Origin of the sequence: Nesterenkonia populi, from assembly GCF_007994735.1 — a bacterium.
In the GTDB taxonomy this organism is placed as follows: Bacteria; Actinomycetota; Actinomycetes; order Actinomycetales; family Micrococcaceae; genus Nesterenkonia; species Nesterenkonia populi.
Window position 1 is genome coordinate 1,615,880 of sequence record NZ_VOIL01000001.1, and the last position, 24,787, is coordinate 1,640,666.

The following is a 24,787-nucleotide window of genomic DNA, read 5'->3' on the forward strand; positions in this document are numbered from 1 at the left end:
CCTGTGAGGCGAGGAAGGAGTCAATATGGTGAGCGAATCACCTGAGACCACCCAGGTCATGGGCGCATCGGATATTGACCGTGCCCTGACCCGCATATCCCATGAGGTCGTCGAGGCCCAGCGCGGCACTGAGGGCCTCATCATCCTCGGCATTCCTCGCCGCGGAGTCCCCCTGGCGTCCCGCCTCGGAGAGCGCCTGCAGAGCATCGATCAGGGCTTCGACGCCGCAGCGCGCACCGGCGCTCTGGACATCACGATGTACCGGGACGATCTGCGCAGCCACGGCGCGCGCACGCCGGAGCCCACCCAGGTGCCCGCAGCGGGCATTGACGGGGCCACTGTCGTCCTGGTCGACGACGTCCTCTACTCCGGCCGCACCATCCGGGCTGCCCTCGACGCGCTCTCGGACCTCGGGCGCCCTGACACAGTGCGGCTGGCGGTCCTCGTCGATCGCGGACACCGCCAGCTTCCCATCCGGGCGGACCATGTCGGGAAGAACCTCCCCACATCGCGCGAAGAGCGCGTCCACGTCCAGCTCCACGGCGTCGACGGCGTCGAGCGCGACGACGAGGCGGTGGTGATCCAGCGATGAGGCATCTCCTTTCCACGGCTGATCTCAGCCATCAGGACGCCCTCTCCATCCTCGACACCGCCGAGGAGATGTCCGCTGTCTCCTCCCGCGAGGTCAAGAAGCTCCCGACCCTGCGCGGCCGCACCGTGGTCAACCTCTTCTACGAGGACTCCACCCGCACCCGGGTCTCCTTCGAGGCGGCCGCCAAGCGGCTCTCCGCCGACGTCGTGAACTTCTCCGCCAAGGGATCCTCCGTCTCCAAGGGGGAGTCCCTGAAGGACACCGTCCAGACCCTGGAGGCCATGGGAGCGGACGCGGTGGTGATCCGTCACAGCGCGTCCGGCGCCGCCGCCCAGCTCGCCGCGAGCGACTGGACCGAGGCGGCCGTGGTCAACGCCGGCGACGGCACCCACGAGCACCCCACCCAGGCGCTGCTGGATGCGCTCACTCTCCGCCGTGACTGGTCAGCCGCCCACGCTGCCGGCTCCCCGCGGGGCACGGACCTCGCCGGCATGAAGGTGCTGATCGTCGGGGACGTGCTGCACTCCCGGGTGGCCCGCTCGAACATCTGGCTGCTGCGCACCCTGGGCGCCGAGGTGAGCCTCGCCGCGCCGGCCACCCTGCTGCCGCAGTCAGTCTCCAGCTGGCCCGTCACCGTCCACTACAGCCTTGACGATGCCCTTGCCGAGGGCCCCGACGCCGTGATGATGCTCCGCGTGCAGGCTGAGCGCATGGGCGGGGCATTCTTCCCGCACGCCGCCGAGTACACCCGTCGCTGGGGGCTCACCGACGAGCGGCTGGAGGTCGTCGAGACCCTCACCCTGGGGGACACCGGCAAGCCAGCTGTCATTCTGCACCCGGGGCCCATGAACCGCGGCGTGGAGATCTCTGCGGCCGCGGCAGACTCCGACCAATCCCGCATCACCGACCAGGTGGCCCACGGCGTCTCCGTCCGGATGGCTGTGCTGCACCTGCTGCTGACAGGAGGCCACGATGCCTGACTCGTATCTGATCGCCGGAGCCCGCCCCTACGGGGAGGAGCCCACTGACCTGCTCATCGCCGACGGCGTGATCGCCGCCGTGGGGGAGCAGGCCCGCAGCCGGGCAGCACAGCTGGAGGGCATCACCCAGGTCGACGCCGCAGGCCAGATCGCCCTGCCCGGGATGGTGGACCTTCACACCCACCTCAGAGAGCCCGGCCGCGAGGACGCCGAGACCGTGGAGACCGGCACCCGGGCCGCCGCCAAGGGCGGATTCACCGCCGTCCACGCCATGGCGAACTCCTTCCCCGCGGCTGACTCCGCCGGCGTCGTCGAGCAGGTCCGCCGGCTCGGGCAGGAGGCCGGCTGGGCGGAGGTGCACCCCGTCGGGGCCGTCACAGTGGGCCTGGAGGGCAAGCAGCTGGCCGAGCTCGGTGCGATGGCCTCCTCGGAGGCCCAGGTGCGCATGTTCTCCGACGACGGGCACTGTGTGGCCGACGCGCAGCTGATGCGGCGGGCCCTGGAGTACGTGAAGTCCTTCGGCGGCTTCATCGCCCAGCACGCCCAGGACCCCAGCCTCACGTCGTGGGGGACGTCCAGCGCCGCCCAGATGAATGAGGGGGAGGTCTCAGCGATCCTCGGCCTGCCGGGCTGGCCCTCGGTGGCCGAGGAGGCGATCATCGCCCGCGACGTCCTGCTCGCCGACTACGTGGGGTCCCGGGTGCACATCTGCCACGTCTCCACCAAGGGGTCGGTGGAGATCATCCGCTGGGCCAAGGAGCGCGGCGTCAGCGTCACCGCCGAGGTCACTCCGCACCACCTGATGCTCACGGATGAGCTGGTCCGCAGCTACGATCCGGTCTACAAGGTCAACCCGCCGCTGCGCACCGAGGCCGATGTCCAGGCGCTGCGCGAAGGATTGGCGGACGGCACCCTCGACGTGATCGGCACTGACCATGCTCCTCACCCCACTCAGGCCAAGGAATGTGAGTGGCAGCAGGCCGCCATGGGCATGACAGGCCTGGAGACCGCGCTCTCCGGGGTCCAGCACGCCATGGTGGAGACCGGTCTGATCGGCTGGCGGCGCTTCGCCGAGATCACCTCGGAGCGCCCGGCCGCCATCGGCGGGCATGCTGACCAGGGCCGGCCGCTGGATGCCGGCGAGCCCGCCCACCTGATCCTCGTCGACGCCGATGCTCGCCGCACCGTCAATCCCGAGGAGCATGCCACCAAGGGCCGCAACAGTCCCTTCCGCGGCATTGAGCTTCCGGGCCGCGTCACCGCCACCTTCCTCGGCGGGCATCCCACGATGCTCCACGGGGAGCTCGCCTCATCCCGCACCGGGAGGACCGCATGAGAACACTGGCTCTGGCCGCCGCGGAGGCCACTCAGCAGACCGATATGACCCCCACCTACCTCAACTATCTGTGGATCTCCGGGGCCGTCATCCTGGTTCTCTGCCTGCTGCTGTGGTGGGGGTGGCGCAGCCGCAAGCGTCGCCAGGGCGGCATCCCCGCACCCGGCGACGTTCCCGCTGAACTGGTGGAGGCCGAGCCCGTCGCCGCCGCTGAAGGGATGGTCATCGGCACAGTCAGCGCAGCCGACTACCTGGACCGCATCGCCGTTCACCAGCTCGGTCTGCGCACCGGCGGCCGCCTCGAAGTCCACAGCGCCGGCGTCGCCGTGTTCCGGGCCGGCGCCGGCAACTTCCTCATCCCCGCAGGGGATCTTCGCCATGTGCGCACCGATCGGGGCGTCGTCGGCAAATTTGTGGAGCGTGACGGCGCCGTCATCATCGGGTGGGTCCTGGGCGGCCATGAGGTCGAGACCGCTTTCCGCCCCCGCCATGCTTCAGAGGGCCAGAGCCTGCTCGACGCCCTGCACCCCAGAACAGGAGAGAACAACACCTCATGAGCACCGCACCCACGGCCATCCTCCTGCTCGAGGACGGCACCGCGTACCACGGGCGTGCCTACGGAGCGGAGGGGATCACCCTCGGCGAGGCCGTCTTCTCCACCGGCATGACCGGCTACCAGGAGACCCTCACCGACCCCAGCTATGCCCAGCAGATCGTCGTGATGACCGCACCGCACATCGGAAACACCGGCATCAACGACGAGGACCCCGAATCCCGTCGCATCTGGGTGGCCGGCTACGTGGTGCGCGACGCTGCGCGCCGCCCCTCCAGCTGGCGCTCCGAGCGCAGCCTGAATGATGAGCTCGCCGCCCAGGGCATCGTGGGCATCCGCGACGTCGACACCCGGGCCATCACCCGCCGGCTGCGCGACCAGGGATCCATGAAGGCGGGCATCTTCTCCGGCGCGGCTGCCCAGAATCCTCTGGGCGAGCTGCTGGAGCAGGTGCGCAGCCAGCCTGAGATGCTCGGCGCCCGGCTGGCGGAGGAGGTCACCGCCGAGGAGGCCTATGTCATCGAGCCCGCGAACCACGGCTGGGACAGAGAGATCGTCGGAACTGTCGCCGCCATCGACCTCGGCATCAAATCCATGACGCCCACCCGGATGGCTGAGCGCGGCCTGCGGGTGCATGTGCTTCCGGCCACCACCACCTTCGAGCAGATCGAGGACCTGGGCCCCGACGGCGTCTTCCTCTCCAACGGGCCCGGCGACCCGGCCACCGCTGCGAACCAGATCGGCCTGCTCCGGGAGGTGCTCAGCGCCCGCACCCCCTTCTTCGGCATCTGCTTCGGCAACCAGATCCTGGGCCGGGCCCTGGGCTTCGGCACCTACAAGCTGCCCTTCGGCCACCGCGGCATCAACCAGCCGGTGATGGACCACGCCACCGGCAAGGTGGAGATCACCAGCCAGAACCACGGATTCGCCGTGGACGCGCCCGCGGGGGAGACCCTGACTGCGCCGAAGTCCGAGTACGGCCGGGTGCAGGTCAGCCACAGCTCCCTGAACGACGGCGTCGTCGAAGGCCTGCGCTGCCTGGACATCCCCGCGTTCAGCGTCCAGTACCACCCGGAGGCCGCGGCGGGCCCGCACGATTCCGCCTACCTCTTCGACCGGTTCGTCGAGCTCATCACCGCCGCGAAGGCCGGTGGGACCGCCACCGGTGCGGACACGCTGCCGCCGGCCGACCGCCGTCCCAGCGCCGAGCTCGATGCCGAGAACAAAGCCACCGCGACCACAGGAGACGCCTCCCATGCCTAAGCGCCAGGACCTCAACTCCGTGATGGTGATCGGCTCCGGCCCGATCGTCATCGGGCAGGCCGCCGAGTTCGACTACTCCGGCACCCAGGCGCTGCGCGTCCTGAGGGAGGAGGGCATCCGGGTCATCCTGGTGAACTCCAACCCGGCCACGATCATGACGGACCCGGAGTTCGCCGATGCCACCTACGTGGAGCCGATCAGCCCCGAGGTGGTCGCCAAGATCATCGCCAAGGAGAAGCCGGATGCCCTGCTGCCCACCCTCGGCGGGCAGACCGCGCTGAACACTGCCATCGCCCTGGACAAGGACGGCACTCTCGAGCAGCACGGTGTGGAGCTCATCGGGGCCAACATCGAGGCGATCGAGCTCGGCGAGGACCGCGAGAAGTTCAAGGGCGTCGTCGCGCGCTCCGGCGCAGAGTCTGCTCGCTCGGCCATCGTGCACTCCATGGGTGAGGCGCTGGAGGCTGTGAAGGATCTGGGCTACCCCGTTGTCGTCCGTCCCTCCTTCACGATGGGCGGACTCGGCTCCGGCATGGCTTACAACGAGAAGGACCTTCACCGCATTGCGGGCGCCGGCCTCCAGTATTCGCCGACCACTGAGGTGCTCCTGGAGGAGTCCATCCTCGGCTGGAAGGAGTATGAACTGGAGATGATGCGCGACGCGAACGACAACGTCGTCGTCGTCTGCTCCATCGAGAACCTGGACCCGGTCGGTGTGCACACCGGCGACTCCATCACCGTGGCCCCGGCCATGACGCTGACTGACCGGGAGTACCAGAAGCTGCGCGACATCGCGATCAACGTGATCCGCGAGGTCGGCGTGGACACCGGCGGCTGCAACATTCAGTTCGCTGTGGACCCGGACACCGGCCGCGTGGTCGTCATTGAGATGAACCCGCGCGTCTCCCGCTCCTCCGCCCTGGCCTCGAAGGCCACCGGCTTCGCGATCGCCAAGATCGCCACCAAGCTGGCGGTGGGCTACACCCTGGATGAGATCCCCAACGACATCACCCAGAAGACCCCCGCGAGCTTTGAGCCCACCCTTGACTACGTGGTCGTGAAGGTGCCGCGCTTCGCCTTCGAGAAGTTCCCGGCCGCTGACCCCACGCTGACCACCACCATGAAGTCGGTGGGGGAGGCGATGGCCATCGGGCGCAGCTTCACCGAGGCCCTGCAGAAGGCGCTGCGCTCACTGGAGCAGCGCAGCAGCGAGTTCACCTTCGAGATGCCCGACGATGTCGCATCACTGCTGCAGGGCATGGCGACTCCGACCACCGACCGGCTCTACCAGGTCCAGCAGGCCCTCAACGCCGGCACTGACCCGGAGGAGGTCTACGAGATCACCAAGATCGACCGGTGGTTCCTCGACCAGATCAGCCTCATCAACGAGACCGCCGCGGAGCTCCGCGAGGCCGTCGAGATGGACAGGGCGGTGCTGAGCCTGGCCAAGCGGCACGGCTTCTCCGACGAGCAGATCGGCCGGCTGCGGCACATGGAGCCCGCTGTGGTCCGTGGTGTCCGCCACGCGCTGGGCGTGCGCCCGGTCTACAAGACAGTGGACACCTGCGCCGCCGAGTTCCCTGCCTTCACGCCCTACCACTACTCGAGCTACGACTTCGAGAGCGAGATCGCTGAGCACCAGCGTCCCTCCGTGATCATCCTGGGCTCCGGGCCCAATCGGATCGGGCAGGGAATCGAGTTCGACTACTCCTGCGTGCATGCCACCATGGCCCTGCGCGACGCCGGCTACGAGACGGTGATGGTCAACTGCAACCCGGAGACCGTATCCACCGACTACGACGTCTCCGACCGTCTCTACTTCGAGCCGCTCACCCTGGAGGATGTCCTTGAGATCATTCATGCCGAGGAGCGCACCGGGGGAGTCGCCGGGGTGTTCGTCCAGCTCGGCGGACAGACCCCGCTGAAGCTCGCCCAGCAGCTCGCCGACGCCGGTGTTCCGATCCTCGGCACCAGCCCTGAGGCGATCGACCTGGCGGAGGAGCGCGGGGAGTTCGACCAGGTGCTGCAGCGCGGCGGCCTGACCGCGCCGAAGAACGGCACCGCCGTCAGCTTCGAGGACGCCAAGCGGGTGGCCGACGAGATCGGCTACCCCGTGCTTGTGCGGCCCTCCTATGTGCTGGGCGGCCGCGGCATGGAAATCGTCTATGACGAGCCCGGCCTGGCCCGGTACATCGCCAACGCCACCGAGGTGACCCCGGACCATCCGGTGCTGGTGGACCGGTTCCTCGAGGATGCCATCGAGGTCGACGTCGATGCCCTCTACGACGGCGAGCAGCTCTACCTCGGCGGCATCATGGAGCACATCGAGGAGGCGGGCATCCACTCGGGCGACTCTGCCTGCGCGCTGCCGCCCATCACCCTGGGGCCCGACGTGCTGGCCCGGGTGCGGCAGGCGACGGCCGCCATCGCCGAGGGCGTGGGAGTGCGGGGACTGATCAATATTCAGTTCGCCGTGGCATCCGACGTCCTGTATGTGATCGAGGCCAATCCGCGCGCCTCCCGCACCGTGCCGTTCGTCTCCAAAGCCACAGGTGTGCAGCTGGCCAAGGCCGCCGCGCTGATCGGCACCGGGGTCAGGCTCTCCGACCTGCGGACCGGCTCCGGCGGCGCCCACGCGGGCCTGCTGCCCGCCGAGGGCGACGGCTCTATGCTGCCGCCGGCGGCCCCGGTGGCGGTCAAGGAGGCCGTGCTGCCCTTCGCGCGCTTCCGCACCCCTGAGGGGCGTGTGGTGGACTCCCTGCTCGGCCCGGAGATGCGCTCCACCGGTGAGGTGATGGGCATCGACAAGCACTTCGACACGGCGTTCGCCAAGTCCCAGCAAGCGGCCAACAATCCGCTGCCGGTCTCCGGCAAAGTGTTCGTCTCCGTCGCCAACCGGGACAAGCGCGGAGTCATCATGCCGGTCAAGCGCCTGGCGGACCTCGGCTTCTCCGTGGTGTCCACCGGCGGGACCGCCGACGTGCTGCGCCGCAACGGAGTGGAGTGCGAAGAGGTCGCCAAGATCGCCGACGATGTCGAGGGCCGGACCATCCTCGACCTGGTCGAGGCGGGGCAGATCGACCTGATCGTCAACACCCCCTCCGGCGGCGACGCACGCTCCGACGGCTACGAGATCCGCGCCGCAGCGACTTCGCTGGGCGTGCCGGTCATCACCACCGTCGCGGAGTTCGGCGCAGCCGTCCAGGCCATCGAGGCCCAGGGCAAGTTCGAATGGTCGGTGACCTCTCTGCAGGAGCATGCCGACCGTCTGCACGAGGCCGGCTTCAGTACCCGCGAGGACGTGGCCGCCGTGGCCGCGCGCGTCTGATGGCCAGCTTCGGCACCCGTCTCGCGGCGGTCTTCGAGGAGTACGGGCATCTCTGTGTGGGGATCGACCCGCACACTGCCCTGCTCGAGCAGTGGGGGCTGAAGGCCTCCGCCCAGGGGTTGCGCGAGTTCGGCCTGCGCACGGTCGAGGCGGCGGCCGGCCGGGTCGGCGCGGTCAAGCCGCAGGTCGCCTTCTTCGAGGCCTTCGGCCCCGCGGGGCTCGGCGCGCTGGCGGAGGTTCAGCAGGCAGCGCGCGAGGCTGGTCTGCTGGTGATCGCCGACGCCAAGCGAGGGGACATCGGCTCCACGATGGCCGCCTACGCCCAGGCTTGGCTGGACCCCGCCGCGGAGCTGGCCGCCGATGCGCTGACCGTGAGCCCGTACCTCGGGTTCGGCTCCCTGCGCCCGGCGGTGGAGGCCGCTCAGCAGCACGGAACGGGGATCTTTGCCCTGGTCCTGACGAGCAATCCCGAGGGGGCCGAGGTGCAGCTGGCCCGGGACGAGGCTGGGCGGACCGTTGCCGGTTCGGTCGCTGAGGCGGCCGCCGAGGCCAACGGCGCTGCTCTTGGGGCGGGCGCGCCGCTGGGCGATGCAGGGCTCGTCGTCGGGGCCACCACAGCACGCCTCGCGACGGAGCACGGCATCGACCTCACCGCGGGACGTCCGCCGATCCTCGCGCCCGGCTACGGCGCTCAGGGGGCGTCTGCGGCGCAGCTGAAGGCTGACTTCGGCCCTGCCTGGGGTCAGGTGGTGGTGAACTCCTCCCGCGGGATCCTCCGCTGCGGCCCCGATGTCGAGGCGCTGCGCGGTGCGATCGACCGGGCCCGCATGGAGCTGGCCGGCTGAGGCGCGCTTCCTGAACGATCAGCGTGAGGAGGCCGTCACAATCCTGAACGCCGTCACGGGATGTTGCCCCTGACATGGATTGCGGCTAGATTCTGGCCACAGGAAATGTCCGTACGAGGTAGCAGACCCTACGAGGAGAACGCCGTGGCACTGCGAGAGCTCGGCCAGCAGGAACGGGACAGCGCACGGGAGAAGGCCCTCGCGGCCAGAGGGGCCCGGGCGCAGATGAAGCGAGAATTCGGCGACGGCAGAGTGAGCTTCGCTCAGGTGCTCCAGCGCGCCGATGCCGAGGAGGCCATCGCCCGGCTGAAGTGCACAGAGCTGCTGGAGGCGCTGCCCGGGGTGGGGCGCGTCACCGCGGTGAAGATCTGCGAGCAGCTCGGAATATCGGTGAATCGCCGGCTCGGGGGGCTCGGGGTCAAGCAGCGCGCCGCGCTCACCGAGCACCTGAAGTCCTACGCCTGAGCGCCGGAGCAGTGTCGGAGCCGGCTGAGGCCTTCCTGTATGGAAGAATCAGCCGAATGTCAGAAGCTCCCCAGGCAACGGTTCTCGCAGGGCCCACCTCGGTCGGCAAATCGACGCTGAGCAAGCACATCCGCATCCACTACCCGCAGGTGCACTTCTCCGTCTCCGCCACCACCCGTCCATCCCGGCCGGGAGAGGTGGACGGTGAGGACTATCACTTCATCGATCGTGAGCGGTTCGACCAGCTCATCGCTGAGGATGCGTTCCTGGAATGGGCGACCGTCCACGGCATCCACCGGTACGGGACCCTGCAGTCCACCGTGGAGCAGGCGGTGGCCGAGGGCAAGCGGGTGCTGCTGGAGATAGACCTGCAGGGCGCGCGGCAGGTGCGCGACCGGCTGCCCGGCGCTCAGTTCGTCTTTCTGGCGCCGCCGAGCTTCGATGACCTTGTCTCTCGCCTCATCGGCCGGGGGACCGAGGATGAGGGCGAACGACAGCGCAGGCTCAGAACCGCTAGAATAGAGCTCGCGGCAGAACCCGAGTTCGATGTGACGATCGTGAATGACGACATCGACCGTGCCGCCAGAGAACTCATCTCACTTATGGGCCTGGATCCAGAAACCTACGCTTAAAGGAAACATCTCTTCGTGAACCAGCTTGAAGGCATCATCGACCCGCCCATCGACGAGCTCGTCGCCAAGGCTGACTCCAAGTACGCCCTGGTGCTCTTCGGCGCCAAGCGTGCCCGTCAGATCAACAACTACTACGCCCAGCTGCACGAGGGCCTCTTCGAGCACATCGGCCCCCTGGTGGAGACCAAGCTCAACGAGAAGCCGCTCTCCATCGCCCTGCGCGAGGTCCACGAGGACCTGCTCGTGATGCGCCCCCGCACCGCTGATGACGAGGCGGTCGCAATGAGCGCACCGCAGGCTGAGTTCGTCGAAGCCGGTGCCGAAGAGGGCTGAGGCCGTTTCGGCGGCGCATGTGCGCCGCCGACGCCTCTCGGCCGGCCGCATACGCGTCGGCCTTCACACCTGAAGCGAGGCCGACACCATGCGTATCCTTCTGGGCGTCACAGCCGGCATCGCTGCCTACAAGAGCGCGGTGCTGCTGCGGCTGCTGAAAGAGTTCGGCCATGAGGTCGACGTCGTTCCCACCCCAGCCTCCCTGAAGTTCGTCGGCACGGCGACCTGGGAGGCGCTCTCCGGCCGTCCGGTGACCACCGGTGTCTTCGAAGGCGTGGATGAGGTCCGCCACGTTCGGCTCGGGCAGGAAGCAGACCTGGTCGTCGTCGCGCCCGCCACCGCTGACTTCCTCGCCAAAATCCGGGCTGGGCGGGCGGATGACCTGCTGACCTCCAGCATCCTCGCCTCCGAGGCGCCCAAGCTGCTCGTGCCCGCCATGCACACCGAGATGTGGCAGAACCTGGCCACCGCAGAGAACGTGCAGGTGCTCCGTGAGCGCGGCCTCGAGGTGATGGAGCCGGCCGAGGGCAGGCTCACCGGCAAAGACAGCGGCAGGGGCCGCATGCCCGAGCCGGAGCACATCTTCGCCCGCATCCAGCAGTTCGAGCAGCCTGCCTACTCCTATGCGCCCTTGGCCGGCACGCTCTTCGCTCCAGACCCCGAGGTCCAGCCCCCGATGGCAGGCAGGACCGTGGTGATCACTGCCGGCGGGACCCGCGAGCCTCTGGACCCCGTGCGCTACCTGGGGAACCGCTCCTCCGGAAGGCAGGGCGTCGCATTGGCCCGCGCCGCGGCCGGTATGGGCGCCACGGTGCGGCTCATCGCCGGGGTCGTCGACGCCGTGCTGCCCGAGGCAGAGGCCAGCATCACCGTGGAACGGATCGAGACGGCCGAGCAGCTCCGTGACGCTGTCGTCCGGGCCGCCCCGGAGTCTGACGTGCTGGTCATGGCTGCGGCGGTCGCTGACTTCCGGCCGGCAGCCTACGCGCAGACCAAGATCAAAAAGACCGATGATGGAGCCTCGCCCGTCATCGAGCTGGAGCGCAACCCTGACATCCTCGCCGAAGCAGTCCAGCGGCGGGACGCCTCCGGAGACGGTCCCGCTGTGATCGTCGGGTTCGCCGCGGAGACGGGCTCGGAGGAGAGCGACCCGCTTCAGCTCGCCCAGCAGAAGCTTGCCCGAAAGGGGTGCGACCTTCTCGTGCTCAACAGGGTGGGCGAAGGTCTCGTCTTCGGCCAGGAGGACACAGAGGTCCACCTCATCGCCTCGGAAGAGGCCGAGCGCGCCTTGGGCGCATCGGAGCCGCAGAGGGTCACCGGCACGAAGCACCAGGCCGCACAGGCCGTCATGAAGCAGACGGCGGCCCTGCTGGCCGCCCGGGGCTGAGCCCGATGCTCGAGGGAACCGCCGCTGAGCTCATCAGCACTCTGCTCGTAGGCGCCGCCCTGCTCCTGGGCGTGGTCGCTGTGGTCATGCCGGTGCTGCCCGGCAGCCTGATCGTGATCCTCGGACTGCTGCTCTGGGGAATCTTGGTGGGCGGACCTGTGGTGTGGACCGCAGCGATTCTGGGCATGGTGCTGACCATCATCGGGTGGAGCGCATCGACAGTGCTCACCGGGCGCGCCCTGCACCGGGAGCGCATTCCGCGGGGCCCCATCCTGATCGCCGTCGCCGCGGCCATCGTCGGGCTCTTCGCATTCCCTCCGCTGGGCCTTTTCCTCGGCTTCGCGGCCGGCCTCTTCGGGGCTGAGCTCTTCCGCCGCGACTTCGACTGGCAGGCCGCCGGCCGTGCCAGCGTCCAGGCGCTGAAGGCCATCGGGGTCGGCATCCTCACCGAGTTCGTGCTGGCAGGCACGGCGGTGTCGATCTTTGTGCTGGCATCCCTCATCCATTTCCTCCTCTGAGGTGAGACGTGTCCGGACGGACGCGTAGCATCATGGGCATGTCTGACCCGGGGAAGGAGCGCAGCGGGGAGGCCCAGCAGCCGACCCTGCTGGAGGCTCCGCCCGCGCCGGTCAGCTATCCCGCCGGCACCACGGACAGGCTGCCGGTCGCACAGGTTCTCCTGGAGACTCCCGTGCCGCACCTGGACCGGCCCTTCGACTATGCAGTGCCGTCGGACCTGGCGGACAGGGCGGTGCCGGGCTCAAGGGTCAAGGTGCGCTTCGCGGGACGGGAGCTCACCGGCTGGGTGCTCTCCAGGCTCGACGCGCCGACGACAGGATCCCGGCTCAGCCCCATCAGCAAGATGGTCTCTGCTCTGCCTGTGCTCGCCCCGGAGGTGCTCGAGCTCTGCCAGCAGGTTGCGCTGCGCTGCGCCGGCACTGCCTCAGATGTGCTGCGTGCCGGCCTGCCGCCGCGCGCCGCCCGGGTGGAAAAGGAGTTCCTCGGACTCGAGCCCCCGCCAGCGGAGCTGACCCCGCTGCAGCCGCGGGAGCGGACAGCGGAGCTTGCCCTGAAGTCCTACGGAGACTCCGGCTGGCAGCACCGGGTGCTCGCCGCCGTGGAGGAGGTGGTGGAAGGCGGAGGCGACGCCGTCGTCGTCGTGCCGGATCAGCGTGACCTCGAGGCGGCGGCCGGACTGCTGGAGGATCGCCTCGGCGAGGAGACGATTGCCCGGCTGAGCGCGGAGATGGGCCCGACGCCGCGGTACAGGTCCTATCTGCGCCTGCGGTTCGGGCAGGCCAAGGTAGCGGTCGGCACTCGCTCAGCGGTCTACGCCCCGGCAGCCCGGCTGCGGCTGATCGTGATGCTCGACGACGACGACCCCAGCCACGCTGAGCCTCGCGCCCCGTACCAGCACACCCGGGAGGTCGCCCTGCTGCGGGCTGTGCAGACCGGCGCCGGGGTGATGTTCCTCTCCTCCCACCGGTCGCTGGAGGTTCAACGCCTGGTGGAGCGGGGCTGGCTCGCCGACAGGGCCCCGGGCAGGGACGTCCGCCGCGCCGCAGCCCCGCGCGTGATCTCCACGGCTGATGACTTCGAGCAGGAGAGGGATCCCCTGGCCCGCCAGGCTCGCATGCCGGCTGCGGCCTACCGGGCTGCCCGCGAGGGGCTCGAGAAGGGTCCGGTGCTGGTGCAGGTGGGCCGGGCGGGGTTCATCCCTGCGGTGCTGTGCGCCCGGTGCCGCAGCCGCCAGTCATGCCCCTCCTGCCACGGGCCCCTGAGCCTGCCGGGCCACCACGCCCAGTCGCGGACCCTGCAGTGCAGGTGGTGCGGGCTGCACCACCGTGACCATCGCTGCGGCGAATGCGGGCACGCCGTCTTCCGCGCCGGAGTGCGCGGGGCTGACCGCACCGCGCAGGAGCTCGGCCGCGCCTTTCCCGGCGTCCCTGTCATCTCCTCGAGCGGAGACCGTGCTGTCGATGCCGTGGGGGGCATCCCAGCCCTGGTGGTCTCCACTCCGGGGGTGGAGCCCTCCGCTCCGGACGGGTACGCGGCGGCGCTGCTGCTCGACGGCGATGCTCAGCTGCACCGCGAAGGCCTGGACGTGCCCCGGAGGGTGCTGGCGCGCTGGCTTCGGGCTGCCTCACTGGTCCGTCCGCACGGTGATGGCGGGACTGTGGTGGTCACCGCGGGCGACCAGGAGCTCACCGGCGCCCTGGTGCGCGGGGACCCTGTCGGCTACGCCCGGCGCGAGCTCTACCGGCGGGCGGAGCTGGGCCTTCCCCCGGCGCGGCGGATGCTGAGCCTCACTGCTGAGCTCCACCAGGGCCGCGAGTTCATCGACAGTCTGCGGCTTCCCGAGGGACTGGCGTGGATCGGCCCCTCTCCGGAGGATGACGGCCGGCAGCGGTGGCTGCTGTTCTTCAGCTACGCGGAGGCGGAGGCAGTGGTCTCCGAGGTCCGCCGGGTACGCCGGACCTCCAGCGCCGCCCCGGCCAGGGGGGAGCAGCAGCACAGCGTGCGCGTCGCTGTTGACGACGTCGGTGCGCTGCAGGTCTGACCACGCCGCCGAGATCCCGCTCCGGCACTGGTCCTTCGGCCTCGCTCGACCGGCTCAGCGCTGGCCTTCACGTCTTGAGGTCAGCCAGGAATCGTTTGACGGCCCGGGCGGTCTCGGCAGGCTTGGCGTAGTGGATGAGGTGGCCGACGTCTCGGATCATCTCCATACGGGCGTCGGGCAGGGCGCCTCGGAGAGCCTTGAGCCCGCGGCGGGTGCTCAGCTGGTCCTTCGTCCCCGGCAGCACCAGCACCGGCAGGTCCAGGTCCGGTGCGTGCTGGGTGACGGTATGACGGCTGGAGGCCCGGTATGCCTCGATGAGCGTCTGGCGGTCGGTGTAGCCGCCGAAGTGCTTGGCGTGCTGGTCCCGCACATAGGCGGTGAGCTCCAGGTCGGCGCCGGCGCCGAGGGTGCGGTTGGTCAGCTCCATGACGGCCCGTGAGCGCAGCAGCGCGTCGGCTGCCCGCACGGGGAGCAGCCGTGCGGCCTCGTAGTAGGCCTCCACGCCGGCGGCCCCGAGGATGAGCGGCCAGGTGAAGACCCCGGTGCTGATCGGTGCGCTCAGCACCAATCCCGCCCAGGGCCGCTGGGTCTCAGCGACGTGGGCGGCGGTGACGATGGTGCCGAAGGAGTGCCCGGCCAGCACGTCTTCCTCCGTCAGCTGCAGCGCCTCGGCCAGCGCGCCGACGAAGCCCGAGTAGACCGCAAGCGTGTGCTCCACCCGGTTCCCGGCGTCGTCGGTCACCGGGGGTGTGGCGTTGAACCCGGGCAGGTCCGGCACAAAGATCTCGAACTCGGGCAGCGCATCGACCATCAGCTGCATGCCGTGGTGGTCGCCGCGGAACCCGTGGATCATCAGCAGCCGCGGTGCGGGCGTGGGGCCGTGTGCAGCCGCACCAGACACCGCCCGGTAATGCCATACGGCAGCCTGGGAACGGAGCCGCGGCCCCCCGGCGCTCCAGGTGAGGCTCAGCCCGCGCTCCTCGCCGGCCCGGTGGGAGTAGCCGGACCACGGGGTGGCGGCATCCGGGGCAGGGGCGCTCTCCGAGGGCATAGGCATGGTCCTCACCCTATGAGAAATCGCTGAAGACCGTGCGGCCGCTTAGACTGGTCAGGTTCCGCTGTCCCCCGATGATCGAAGGTGCCCTCACGGTGTCCGAAACTGCCGCAGACGTTCAGCCCGACGGCCAGAAGAAGAGCTACGACTTCCAGGAGATCGAGGCCCGCTGGCTGCCGTTCTGGGATGAGGACGGCACCTTCGCCGCGGACCTTGAGGACCTGTCCCGCCCCACCAAGTATGTCTGCGACATGTTCCCCTACCCGTCCGGGGATCTTCACATGGGTCATGCGGAGGCCTTCGCCATCGGGGATGTGCCGGCCCGGTACGCCCGGCTGCGCGGCTTCAACGTGCTGCACCCGATCGGCTGGGACTCCTTCGGCCTGCCCGCGGAGAACGCCGCCATCAAGAACAACGCCCACCCTGCCGAGTGGACCTACCGGAACATCGACACCCAGGCCGCCAGCTTCAAGCGGTACGGGATCAGCACGGACTGGTCCACCCGCCTGCACACGTCGGACCAGTCCTACTACCGGTGGACCCAGTGGCTCTTCCTGAAGTTCTACGAGCAGGGCCTGGCATACCGGAAGGACTCGCCGGTCAACTGGTGCCCGTCCTGCCAGACGGTGCTCGCCAACGAGCAGGTCATCGGCGACGGCGTCTGCGAACGCTGCAAGACCCCGGTCACCAAGAAGTCCCTGAACCAGTGGTACTTCAAGATCACCGACTACGCGGACCGTCTGCTCGACGACATGGAGCAGCTGCAGGGCGCTTGGCCCGAGCGGGTCCTTGCGATGCAGCGCAACTGGATCGGCCGATCCACCGGCGCCTCCGTCAGCTACACCATCGAGGCCGCCGGTGAGATGGCAGAAACCCAGACCGATGTCTTCACCACCCGGCCGGACACCCTCTACGGGGTGACCTTCATGGTGGTCGCCGCCGATGCTGAGCTTGCCTCCGAGCTGGTCATCGATGCCCACCGCGCCGAGCTGGAGGAGTACCGGGCGGGCCTGGGCAGCGTCACCGAGATCGAGCGGCAGTCTGCCGACCGGGAGCGCACCGGCGTCTTCCTCGGCCGGTACGCCATTCACCCGCTGACCGGTGAGAAGCTGCCCATCTGGGCCTCCGACTATGTGCTGGCCGACTACGGCACCGGCGCGGTGATGGGCGTGCCCGCCCACGACCAGCGCGACCTCGAGTTCGCTCAGGCCATGGGGCTGGACGTGAGGGTCGTGGTGGACACCGGCGAGGAGCACCCTTCAGCCGCCGGCGCCGCCGCAGCGGGTGAGGGCACCCTCGTCAACTCCCCGGAGTGGGAGGGACTGGCCAAAGCTGAGGCCATCGAGAGGGCCATTGAGGTGCTCTCCGGCCGGCGGCTGGGGGAGGCGAAGGTCAACTATCGCCTGCGTGACTGGCTGCTCTCACGGCAGCGGTTCTGGGGCGCACCCATCCCGATCATTCACTGCGAAGCATGCGGCGAGGTCCCCGTGCCCGAGGACCAGCTTCCGGTGAGGCTGCCCACCGATGTCCGCGGTGAGGAGCTCGCGCCGAAGGGCAAATCGCCCCTGGCGAGCCTGGAGGATTGGGTGAACGTGGACTGCCCCGCCTGCGGCAGGCCTGCCCGCCGGGACACGGACACCATGGACACCTTCGTGGACTCCTCCTGGTACTACATGCGGTATCTGTCCCCGAACAGCGAGGACGAGGTCTTCAGCACCGAGACTGTGAACCGGTTTCTTCCGGTGGACCAGTACGTCGGCGGTGTTGAGCACGCCATCCTGCACCTGCTCTACTCCCGGTTCTTCACCAAGGTCCTCTATGACATGGGCCTGGTGAGCTTCACCGAGCCGTTCAAAGCCCTGATGAACCAGGGGCAGGTCCTCAACGGCGGCAAAGCGATGTCTAAGTCTTTGGGCAACGGGGTGGACCTGGCCGAGCAGCTGGACGCCTACGGAGTCGACGCCGTGCGCCTGACCATGATCTTCGCCTCCCCGCCGGAGGATGATGTCGACTGGGCGGACGTGAGCCCCTCGGGAGCGGCCAAGTTCCTGGCGCGAGCGTGGCGGCTGGCCCAGGAAGTCAGCAGCGCGCCCGGGGCGGACCGTTCTGAGGGCGCTGGCGGGCTGCGCGCGGTCACCCACCGCACCATCGCGGACGCTGAGCAGCTGCTCGAGGCCCAGCGGTACAATGTGGTCATCGCCCGGCTTATGGAGCTGGTCAACGCTGCCCGTAAGGAGATAGACAGCGGCGGCGGGCCCGGTGACCCTGCTGTCCGGGAGGCTGCTGAGACTGCAGCTCAGATCCTCTCCCTGGTGGCGCCCTACACCGCAGAGGACATGTGGACGATGCTCGGCCATGAGCCTTCCGTGGCCAACTCCGCCTGGCCGACCTATGACGAGTCGCTGCTGGTGCAGGACACCGTCACTGCTGTGGTGCAGGTCAAGGGAAAGCTGCGCGACAAGCTCGAGGTTCCCGCGGACATCACCGCTGAGGAGCTCGAGGCTCAGGCGCTGGCGCTGCCGAAGATTCAGGGCTACATCGAGGCTGACGGCGGCGTGCGCAAGGTGATTGTGCGCGCTCCGAAGCTGGTGAACGTCGTCACCGGCTGACGGGCTCCCTCTTCCACAGCCGTTCGCCTGCGGGGCACGGCATCCCGAGGCCTCCACGGGCGGATCGGCGTGGGCGCGGCACGGCGCTGGAAGTGCCTAGCGTGGCGTCATGGAGCGCTTTGAGGATGTTCTGCACGGCCCGGATGCTGGCGATGACGCCGAGTACGACGATGAATTCGACCGGCTGAGCACCCGGCGGGACCGCCTGCGGGCCGAACGCGCCCAAGCTCACCGGGGGCCGGCACGCGTGCGCCTGCGGTTGGGCGCGGTGCTGGTGGTGCTCGCGGGCGTGCTGACCTGGTTCGGCGTCGCCTGGCTCTCCGCGCCCTCTGGAGCCGGGGCCTCCGCGGAGGAGCTTCCGGAGCCTCCGGAGGCGCAGCACCCCTCCGATCATGAGAGCGCTGAGGCCGGGAATCCTGATGACGCGGCTTCAGAGACGCTGCTCGTCCACGTCACCGGGGCAGTCGGGGAGCCTCAGGTGGTGGAGCTCCCGGCGGACGCGCGTGTGCTGGACGCAGTGGAATCCGCGGGCGGGCTGACCGAAGAGGCCGCCGCTGCGGGGGTGAACCTTGCCGCGGTCGCTGAGGACGGAAGTCATCTGTGGATCCCGACCCAGGCGGAGCTCGATGAGGGCAGTGCACCTCCTGCGGGGACCACGGATGCTTCAGAGGGGGACGGTGCAGGGCCGATCAATATCAACACCGCTGAGGCTTCCGTCCTGGAGCAGCTGACCGGCATCGGGCCGGCGCTGGCTGAGCGGATCATCTCTCACCGGGAGGGCAGCGGTCCCTTCGAGTCGCTGGAGGACATCGGGCAGGTCAGCGGCATTGGGCCCGCTGTCCTTGAGAACATCGCCGATGACGTCACCTGGTGAAGCAGCGGAGGAGTCGGAGGCCCAACCGGCTGGCAGGGAGCGCCGTGCGCTGGACCTGCGGCTGCTTCCGGCGGCCGCAGTGGTCTTTGCTGCCGCTTTGGGAGCGGTGCATCTGCCTGCCGATGAGGGCTGGCGGCTCGCCGGGCTGCTGGCAGCGACGGCCGCGGCGGCCGGGGTGCTGGCCTTCGGCGCCGGTTCGGGACGTTGGCGCGTCCTGGGTGTGCAGTGGGTCTTCTGCGCTGTGCTCGCCGCAGCGGTCTGCGCCCAGGCGGCCTTGGCGGTCGGGGCTCATGAGGAGTCGGGGTGGGCAGAGGCGGTGGAGTCCCGCGCTGAGATGGATGTAGTTCTGCGCGTCACGGAGGACGTGCGGCCGTTGGCTGATCCGGGATGGGGCGGGCAGCAGCGCATTCTGGTGCGTGCCGTGGTGGCTGAGGCGCAGCTGTCTGGGAATGAGTCGGGGGCACAGGTGGACGCGGAGGCCGTCCTGATCGCTCAGGTGCCCTTCGGCACCCACCCGAGCTGGATGTTTGAGGCCGGGCAGCGGTACAGCGGGGTGGTGCGCACCGCGCCGACGGACCTGGGAGAGAGGGCAACGGCGCTCATCTTCCCGGACTGGGAGGGTATGGACCAGCTTCCTGAGGACAGCTGGTCACAGTTCACCGGGGTTTTCAACGAGCTGCGATCGGCCACTAAGGAAGCCTCACGCTCAACGGTCGCTGATGCGCCGGGCCTGCTGCCGGGGGTGATCCTGGGTGACCGGACCGTGATGGATGAGGATCTCGCCGAGTCGATGCACATCTCAGGGCTGTCCCATATGACAGTGGTCTCAGGGACTCACTGCTCACTCATCGTGGGCGCGCTGCTCGGGCTGATCAGAATCCTCCGGCTGCCGCGGTGGTGCTCGCCGGTGCTGATCGTGCTGGGACTGGTGCTCTTCGTGCTGCTGGTGCAGCCCGCGCCGAGCGTGATCCGTGCCGCGGTGATGGGGAGCATCGGAGCGTTGGCGGTCTTTGCCGGGCGCGGGAGAACCTCCTCGGCCCTGCTGTGCCTGTGCGTCGTGATCCTGCTGCTCTACGACCCGTACTTCAGCACGGAGCCGGCCTTTCAGCTGAGCGTGACCGCAACCGCCGGGATCGTGCTGACGGGACAGCGGATGAAGGAGATCTTCGAGCGCCGTATGCCGGGGATCATCGCCGGGCCTCTGGCACTGGCGGCCTCATCGCAGCTGTTCGTGACCCCGGTGCTGCTGCCGATCGCGGCGGGGGTGAACACCTACAGCATCCCGGCGAACATTGCTGCCGGTCCGCTGCTGCCGTTCGTGACCGTGCCGGGGACCCTGGCGGCTGTGCTCTCCACCACTCTGCCGTGGGTGAGCCAGGCGCTGCTGTGGGCGGCGGGCTTTCCGGCTGCAGCGATAGCGGTGATCGGCCGCACAGCGGCAGGCCTTCCGCAGGCGTTGGCGCCCTGGCCGGAGGGGCCGATGGGCGCCGTGCTGGTTCTGATCTACCTGACAGGCTCCGTGGTGCTCTCACGCCTGCTCATTGAGGGGAGAGCACCACGGTCCTGGGAGGCGGCCACCCTGGCTGCGGTGGCCGGGGCGGTGGCTGCGGTGATCAGCCCTCGTCAGTGACGGGGAGCTTCAGCTCGTCGCCCACGTAGATCAGGTTGGGGTCCTCGAGCAGGTCGGTGTTGGCGCCCCACAGGTCGGTCCACTCGAGTCCGAGCTCGTCGGCGATGCCGGCCAGGGTGTCGCCGGACTGGATGGTGTAGGTCTCATCGGAGACCTCAACATCGGTGTTCGGCTCAGCGGAGGAGGCAGCGGAGTAGCCGTTGGACTGGGGCTGCTCCTGCTGGGGCTCCGGCTCCGGCTGCGGCTCGGGCTGAGTCTCAACCTCCTGCTCCTGCTGCTGAGGCTCGCTCTGCTGCTGCGGAGCGGACTCCTGCTGGGACTGCTGGGGAGCCTCCTGCTGCTGGGTCTGCTCGCCGCCGTTGGAGGGAGCGGAGGAGCCGCCGCCGCTGGGGGAGCCGGAGAGGCCCAGGCTCGCGGAGCAGGCGGGCCACTGGCCCCAGCCGTAGCGGGACTGCAGCTCGGTGGCCACAGCGATCTGCTGCTCACGGGAGGCCTGGTGGGGGTACTCGGCGTACTGCTGGCCGCCCATGGAGTCCCAGGTGGACTTCATGAACTGCAGTCCGCCGTAGAAGCCGTTGCCGGTGTTGATGGACCAGTTGCCGTTGGACTCGCACTCGGCGAGGCGGTCCCAGTCGCTCTGGGCGTTGGCCACGGGTGCCTGGGCCACGATGGCGCCGCCGGAGATAGCTGCTGCGGCGATGCCTCCGCCGACGAACTTCTTGAAAGTGGAGTGCTTGGAAGTCTGCATAGTGTTCTTTGTTTCCTCAAACAGGGGTGAACGGAATGGGAAGGCCTGGGTCACACCCAGGTCACGGGTTGTTCGTAGACCATTGAAATGTCTCAATTCGGTTGCGTCAAACGCTCCGCAATGCGGTAAAAGAGGGCAAAAACCCCGGAATCATGCGGATGGAGGCTTGTTATCAACCTGTGACCTTCTTTTATGTGAGAAAGCTGTGAATCTCAGAGGGGAGCACCGTTCCGCTGCCATTCGTTCCACATGTGCTTAAGGTCCCAGGCTTCCTCGGCGTGCAGGGAGACCCCGCGGGCCCCTGTGCGGCGAGTGCGGCCGCGGATGATCATCAGCCGGGTGCCGAACAGCAGCGGCCCGGTCCTCTCCTGGGCTTCCTCGAAGAACGCGGTGTCCGCGCACCCGGTGCCGTCGTCGAGGCTGATGAACACGGTGCGCCTGCCTGAGCGCATCGGCGGGGTCTGGGTGGCCACTCGCATCCCCGCCACCAGGACCTCGGTGTTGTTCCGGGTGTTCAGCAGCTCCGCGGCGGGGGTGACCCCCAGCTCCTGCAGCAGCGGGCGGTAGGTCTCGATCACGTGCTCGCTCACCTCTGCGGAGAGCTCCCGCAGCTCCTCGGCGGTGGTCTCACCGGCGGTCGGGTCCGGCACGGAGGCGTCCATCAGGGCTGCCTCTTCGAACAGCTGCGGCTGAGCCGGGTCATCCGGGGCGGCGCTTCTGCGCGGGGCGGCAGTCAGCTGCCGCACATAGGTGATGATGCTGCCGCGGGTGCTGGTGTGCTCCTCAGCGCTCAGACTGTCGAAGGCGCCCAGCTTGGCCAGCCGCATCATCAGTGCGCGGGAAGGCTTGGCCCGCTGGTGAACCTCATGGATGGAGGAGTAGGGCCGGTGCTCGATGATCCGGGCGATCTCGGCCTCAGTGATGCCGCGGATGTCCCGCAGGCCCAGCCGGATTCCCTTCTCCTCGGCGCTGACCCGTTCGGTGCGGTATCCGGCCTCGGAGGTGTTGATGCCGATCCCCAGCAGGGGGATGCGCATCCTGCGGGCCTCGGCCATCAGCAGCCGCCGCGGGTACATGCCGGGGTCGTGCTCGAAGATCGCGGTGAGGAACTCCACCGGGTAGTGGGTCTTCAGCCAGGCGGACTGGTAGGTGGGCAGGGCGAAGGCGGCCCCGTGCGCCTTGCAGAACCCAAAGCTGCCGAAGCTGCGCAGCGCCTCCCAGATCCGATCGATCTCAGCGTCGCTGAAGACCCGAGGTCCGCCGTCTTGCGGGTTCTCGGCGGTGCGACGGCGGAACTCCTCTTCGATCTGGCCGGCGTCCTTCTCCAGACGACGGCGCAGCTCGTCGGCCTCCGCCAGGGAGACCTCCATGGTGTCGGAGAGGATCCGCAGCACATGCTCGTGGTAGAGCACCACCCCGTAGGAGTCCTGCAGGAAGGGAGCGAAGCGCGGGTGAAGATAGTCCATGCGGGCGAAGCCGTGCTTGCGCTCCACGAACGGGGTCACCATGTCTGCCTTCATCGGGCCGGGCCGGAAGAGGGAGATGTCGGCGATGAGGTCTTCATACCGGTCCGGCTGAAGCTTGCCGATGAGCTCCCGCTGCCCGGGGGATTCGATCTGGAACATTCCCAGTGTGTGGGTGGTGCGGATGGCTTCGAAGGTCGCCTCGTCGTCCTTGGGCAGAGAGTCCAGGTCCACCCGTCCCTCGGGGGAGACGTAGGGGGCATCGGCGTCCAGCCCGCCCTCCAAGGCGGCGGCGGGGCCGTTGACCCGTTGGATCTCATCGACGGCGTAGGCCATGGTCGACTGCATCCGCACCCCGAGGACGTCGAGCTTCAGCAGCCCCATGTCGTCGATGTCGTCCTTGTCGAACTGGCTCATCGGCAGGCCGATGCCGGAGGGCTGGGTGGGAGTGGTCGAGAGCAGCCCCGCATCCCCGAGGATCACCCCGCAGGAGTGCATGGAGATGTGCCGGGGGAGTCGGTCGAGGCGTTCGGTGAGGTCCACCAGCAGGTCCACCTGCGGTTCGGCTGAGACCAGCTCGGCGACGTCGCGCAGCTCGGGCTTGGCGTCGAGCACCTGCCGGAACTCGCGGGCGTTGAACCTCCATAGGCTCTCGGCGATCTGGTCGATCCGCTCCTCGGCCAGCCCGAGCGCGAGCCCAGCATCGCGGGCCGCCCCGCGGGCCCGGTAGCGGTTCTGCATGGACAGCAGGGTGACCCGGTCGCGGCCGTAGCGTTCGAAGATCGCTGTGTAGACCTCATGCCGGCGGGCGGACTCGATGTCCACGTCAATATCGGGCAGGGTGCTGCGGACGCTCCCCAGGAAGCGTTCGAAGAGCAGCTCGTGCTCTATGGGGTCCACGTTGGAGACCCGCAGCAGGTAGTTGACCAGGCTGCCGGCCCCGGAGCCGCGGGCCTGGGCGCGGACCCCCATGCTGCGGATCATGTCCACCACGTCCGCGACCGCCAGGAAGTAGGTGCTGAACCCGAACTCTATGATGGTGGCCAGCTCCGTCTGGAGGCGGGCCTGCACCTCAGCGAGCTGCTGCCCGGCGGTGTGCGGGTAGCGTTCTGGGACGGCGGCCCGGCACCTCTCAGCCAGCACCTGGGCGGGATCGTCCTCAACGCCGAGGACCTCCAGCTCGGGGACTTTGGGCTGCCGCCACCGCAGGTCGGCCTGGGGGTCGAGTCGGCAGGCCTCTGCGAGGCGTTCGGTGGCCGAGAGCATGTCGATCGCCTGCTCCCGGCCAAGCCCGGCATGCTCGGCGAGGGTGAGGGCCAGCTGGTGCATCTGCTCAGGCGGCTTCAGCCAGGCCTGCCCGTTGGGCTGGGGTGAGAAGCGGCCCAGCGGCAGCAGGTGCGCTGCGGCGTCGAGCACATCCCCGGTGAGGGCATCATCCGGCTGCAGGTAGCGAACCGCGTTGGTCAGCACCGCCGGGACTCCGTGGGCGTGGGCGAGCCGCATCATGCCGGCGGCGTGCCGGAGGCTTCCGGGCCGGCCGGGCTGGGTGCTGTGGCAGACGATCTCCACCGCCGTTCCGCCGGGCATCAGATCGCACCATTCGCCCAGCAGCCTCTCCGCGGCGGAGGGCTCTCCGGCCAGCACCGCCTGCCCCACATCGGAGCCGGGCCCCAGCAGCACGGTCCCGGTGGGCCCGGACTCGTCCTGGAGGAAGATGGCCGGGCGGCGCTTATCGATGAACGCCTCCCGATGGGCTGACCCGTGAGGACCGGCAGTGCGCCGTCGTGCTCCGCGTCTGGGCGCGTGGGCGGAGGAGATCAGCCGGGCCAGGCCCGCCCAGCCCGCGCCGTCGTTATGGCCGTGGGCGAGCACGGTGACCTCCGAGGGCGGGGGAGCCTCAGCGTCCCTGCGGGGCTTCTCGCGGACCTGCAGGCCTGCCCCCACGATCGGGGCGATCCCGGCCTCCAGGCAGGCTCGGATGTGCCGGACCGCCCCGTAGAGCCCGTCCCGGTCGGTGATCGCAGCGGCCTCCGCGCCCTGGGCGGCCGCTGCCTGCACCAGGTCCTCAGGCCGAGCGGTGCCGTGGTGGGCGGAGAGCTCGCTGGCGGCATGAAGATGAGTGAATCGCACGGCCT

The 24,787-nt window shown here is 69.1% G+C and carries 19 protein-coding genes; 16 read left to right on the top strand and 3 right to left on the bottom strand.

Annotated elements, in window-relative coordinates; translation table 11 throughout:
- Positions 1-25: 25 nt before the first annotated feature.
- The 13 genes from pyrR (at position 26) to FWJ47_RS07505 (ending at position 14,274) form a co-directional block, all read left to right on the top strand.
- A complete protein-coding gene (gene pyrR / locus FWJ47_RS07445; RefSeq protein ID WP_147106276.1) occupies positions 26-592 on the top strand; it encodes a bifunctional pyr operon transcriptional regulator/uracil phosphoribosyltransferase PyrR in 567 nt (188 codons plus the stop codon).
- Entirely contained in the window at positions 589-1,572 is a 984-nt protein-coding gene (locus tag FWJ47_RS07450) for an aspartate carbamoyltransferase catalytic subunit (RefSeq protein ID WP_147106279.1), read from the top strand. Before pyrR ends, FWJ47_RS07450 begins: the two co-directional genes overlap by 4 nt.
- Positions 1,565-2,908 carry a dihydroorotase gene (locus FWJ47_RS07455; RefSeq protein ID WP_147106282.1) on the top strand — a complete coding sequence of 448 codons (1,344 nt, stop codon included), beginning with the start codon at positions 1,565-1,567 and terminating at the stop codon, positions 2,906-2,908. Before FWJ47_RS07450 ends, FWJ47_RS07455 begins: the two co-directional genes overlap by 8 nt.
- A complete protein-coding gene (locus tag FWJ47_RS07460; protein WP_246126204.1) occupies positions 2,905-3,465 on the top strand; it encodes a PH-like domain-containing protein in 561 nt (186 codons plus the stop codon). The genes FWJ47_RS07455 and FWJ47_RS07460 overlap by 4 nt, the downstream gene beginning before the upstream one ends.
- Positions 3,462-4,724: a glutamine-hydrolyzing carbamoyl-phosphate synthase small subunit gene (gene carA, locus FWJ47_RS07465; RefSeq protein ID WP_147106287.1), complete on the top strand. Its 1,263-nt coding sequence runs from the start codon at positions 3,462-3,464 to the stop codon at positions 4,722-4,724. The genes FWJ47_RS07460 and carA overlap by 4 nt, the downstream gene beginning before the upstream one ends.
- A complete protein-coding gene (carB, locus tag FWJ47_RS07470) occupies positions 4,717-8,052 on the top strand; it encodes a carbamoyl-phosphate synthase large subunit (protein WP_147106290.1) in 3,336 nt (1,111 codons plus the stop codon). Before carA ends, carB begins: the two co-directional genes overlap by 8 nt.
- Positions 8,052-8,897 (top strand): orotidine-5'-phosphate decarboxylase, encoded by an 846-nt coding sequence (pyrF, locus tag FWJ47_RS07475; RefSeq protein ID WP_147106293.1) that lies wholly within the window; start codon positions 8,052-8,054, stop codon positions 8,895-8,897. Before carB ends, pyrF begins: the two co-directional genes overlap by 1 nt.
- A 144-nt stretch (positions 8,898-9,041) precedes the next feature.
- Positions 9,042-9,362, top strand: a complete 321-nt coding sequence (gene mihF / locus FWJ47_RS07480; protein ID WP_147106296.1) for an integration host factor, actinobacterial type — start codon at positions 9,042-9,044, stop codon at positions 9,360-9,362.
- A 56-nt stretch (positions 9,363-9,418) separates the two neighbouring features.
- Complete coding sequence (gmk, locus tag FWJ47_RS07485) at positions 9,419-9,994, top strand: guanylate kinase (RefSeq protein ID WP_147106300.1); 576 nt, start codon at positions 9,419-9,421, stop codon at positions 9,992-9,994.
- 15 nt (positions 9,995-10,009) lie between these two features.
- The gene (gene rpoZ, locus FWJ47_RS07490) at positions 10,010-10,327 is read left to right on the top strand and encodes a DNA-directed RNA polymerase subunit omega (RefSeq protein ID WP_147106303.1); all 318 of its coding nucleotides are present in this window, start codon (positions 10,010-10,012) and stop codon (positions 10,325-10,327) included.
- 88 nt (positions 10,328-10,415) lie between these two features.
- A complete protein-coding gene (gene coaBC / locus FWJ47_RS07495; protein ID WP_147106306.1) occupies positions 10,416-11,714 on the top strand; it encodes a bifunctional phosphopantothenoylcysteine decarboxylase/phosphopantothenate--cysteine ligase CoaBC in 1,299 nt (432 codons plus the stop codon).
- Positions 11,715-11,719: 5 nt separating this feature from the next.
- Positions 11,720-12,232 carry a DUF456 domain-containing protein gene (locus FWJ47_RS07500; protein WP_147106309.1) on the top strand — a complete coding sequence of 171 codons (513 nt, stop codon included), beginning with the start codon at positions 11,720-11,722 and terminating at the stop codon, positions 12,230-12,232.
- A gap of 38 nt (positions 12,233-12,270) precedes the next feature.
- Positions 12,271-14,274, top strand: a complete 2,004-nt coding sequence (locus tag FWJ47_RS07505) for a primosomal protein N' family DNA-binding protein (protein ID WP_170228524.1) — start codon at positions 12,271-12,273, stop codon at positions 14,272-14,274.
- 67 nt (positions 14,275-14,341) lie between these two features.
- Here FWJ47_RS07505 and FWJ47_RS07510 read toward each other — a convergent pair whose 3' ends face one another.
- Entirely contained in the window at positions 14,342-15,331 is a 990-nt protein-coding gene (locus tag FWJ47_RS07510) for an alpha/beta fold hydrolase (RefSeq protein WP_147106313.1), read from the bottom strand.
- A 71-nt stretch (positions 15,332-15,402) separates the two neighbouring features.
- On the opposite strand from FWJ47_RS07510, the gene leuS reads away from it, so the two are divergent.
- The 3 genes from leuS to FWJ47_RS07525 all read left to right on the top strand — a co-directional run bounded on the left by leuS (position 15,403) and on the right by FWJ47_RS07525 (position 20,441).
- Complete coding sequence (leuS, locus tag FWJ47_RS07515; protein WP_147106317.1) at positions 15,403-17,937, top strand: leucine--tRNA ligase; 2,535 nt, start codon at positions 15,403-15,405, stop codon at positions 17,935-17,937.
- A 109-nt stretch (positions 17,938-18,046) separates the two neighbouring features.
- Positions 18,047-18,811 carry a ComEA family DNA-binding protein gene (locus FWJ47_RS07520; RefSeq protein WP_147106320.1) on the top strand — a complete coding sequence of 255 codons (765 nt, stop codon included), beginning with the start codon at positions 18,047-18,049 and terminating at the stop codon, positions 18,809-18,811.
- Positions 18,795-20,441 carry a ComEC/Rec2 family competence protein gene (locus FWJ47_RS07525; protein WP_147106323.1) on the top strand — a complete coding sequence of 549 codons (1,647 nt, stop codon included), beginning with the start codon at positions 18,795-18,797 and terminating at the stop codon, positions 20,439-20,441. The genes FWJ47_RS07520 and FWJ47_RS07525 overlap by 17 nt, the downstream gene beginning before the upstream one ends.
- Here FWJ47_RS07525 and FWJ47_RS12340 read toward each other — a convergent pair.
- Both FWJ47_RS12340 and FWJ47_RS07535 read right to left on the bottom strand, forming a co-directional pair.
- On the bottom strand, positions 20,425-21,189 hold the full coding sequence (locus FWJ47_RS12340; protein WP_147106325.1) for a LysM peptidoglycan-binding domain-containing protein: 765 nt from the start codon (positions 21,187-21,189) through the stop codon (positions 20,425-20,427). The genes FWJ47_RS07525 and FWJ47_RS12340 overlap by 17 nt on opposite strands.
- Before the next feature lie 212 nt (positions 21,190-21,401).
- Complete coding sequence (locus FWJ47_RS07535) at positions 21,402-24,782, bottom strand: DNA polymerase III subunit alpha (protein WP_147106329.1); 3,381 nt, start codon at positions 24,780-24,782, stop codon at positions 21,402-21,404.
- Positions 24,783-24,787 lie beyond the last annotated feature (5 nt).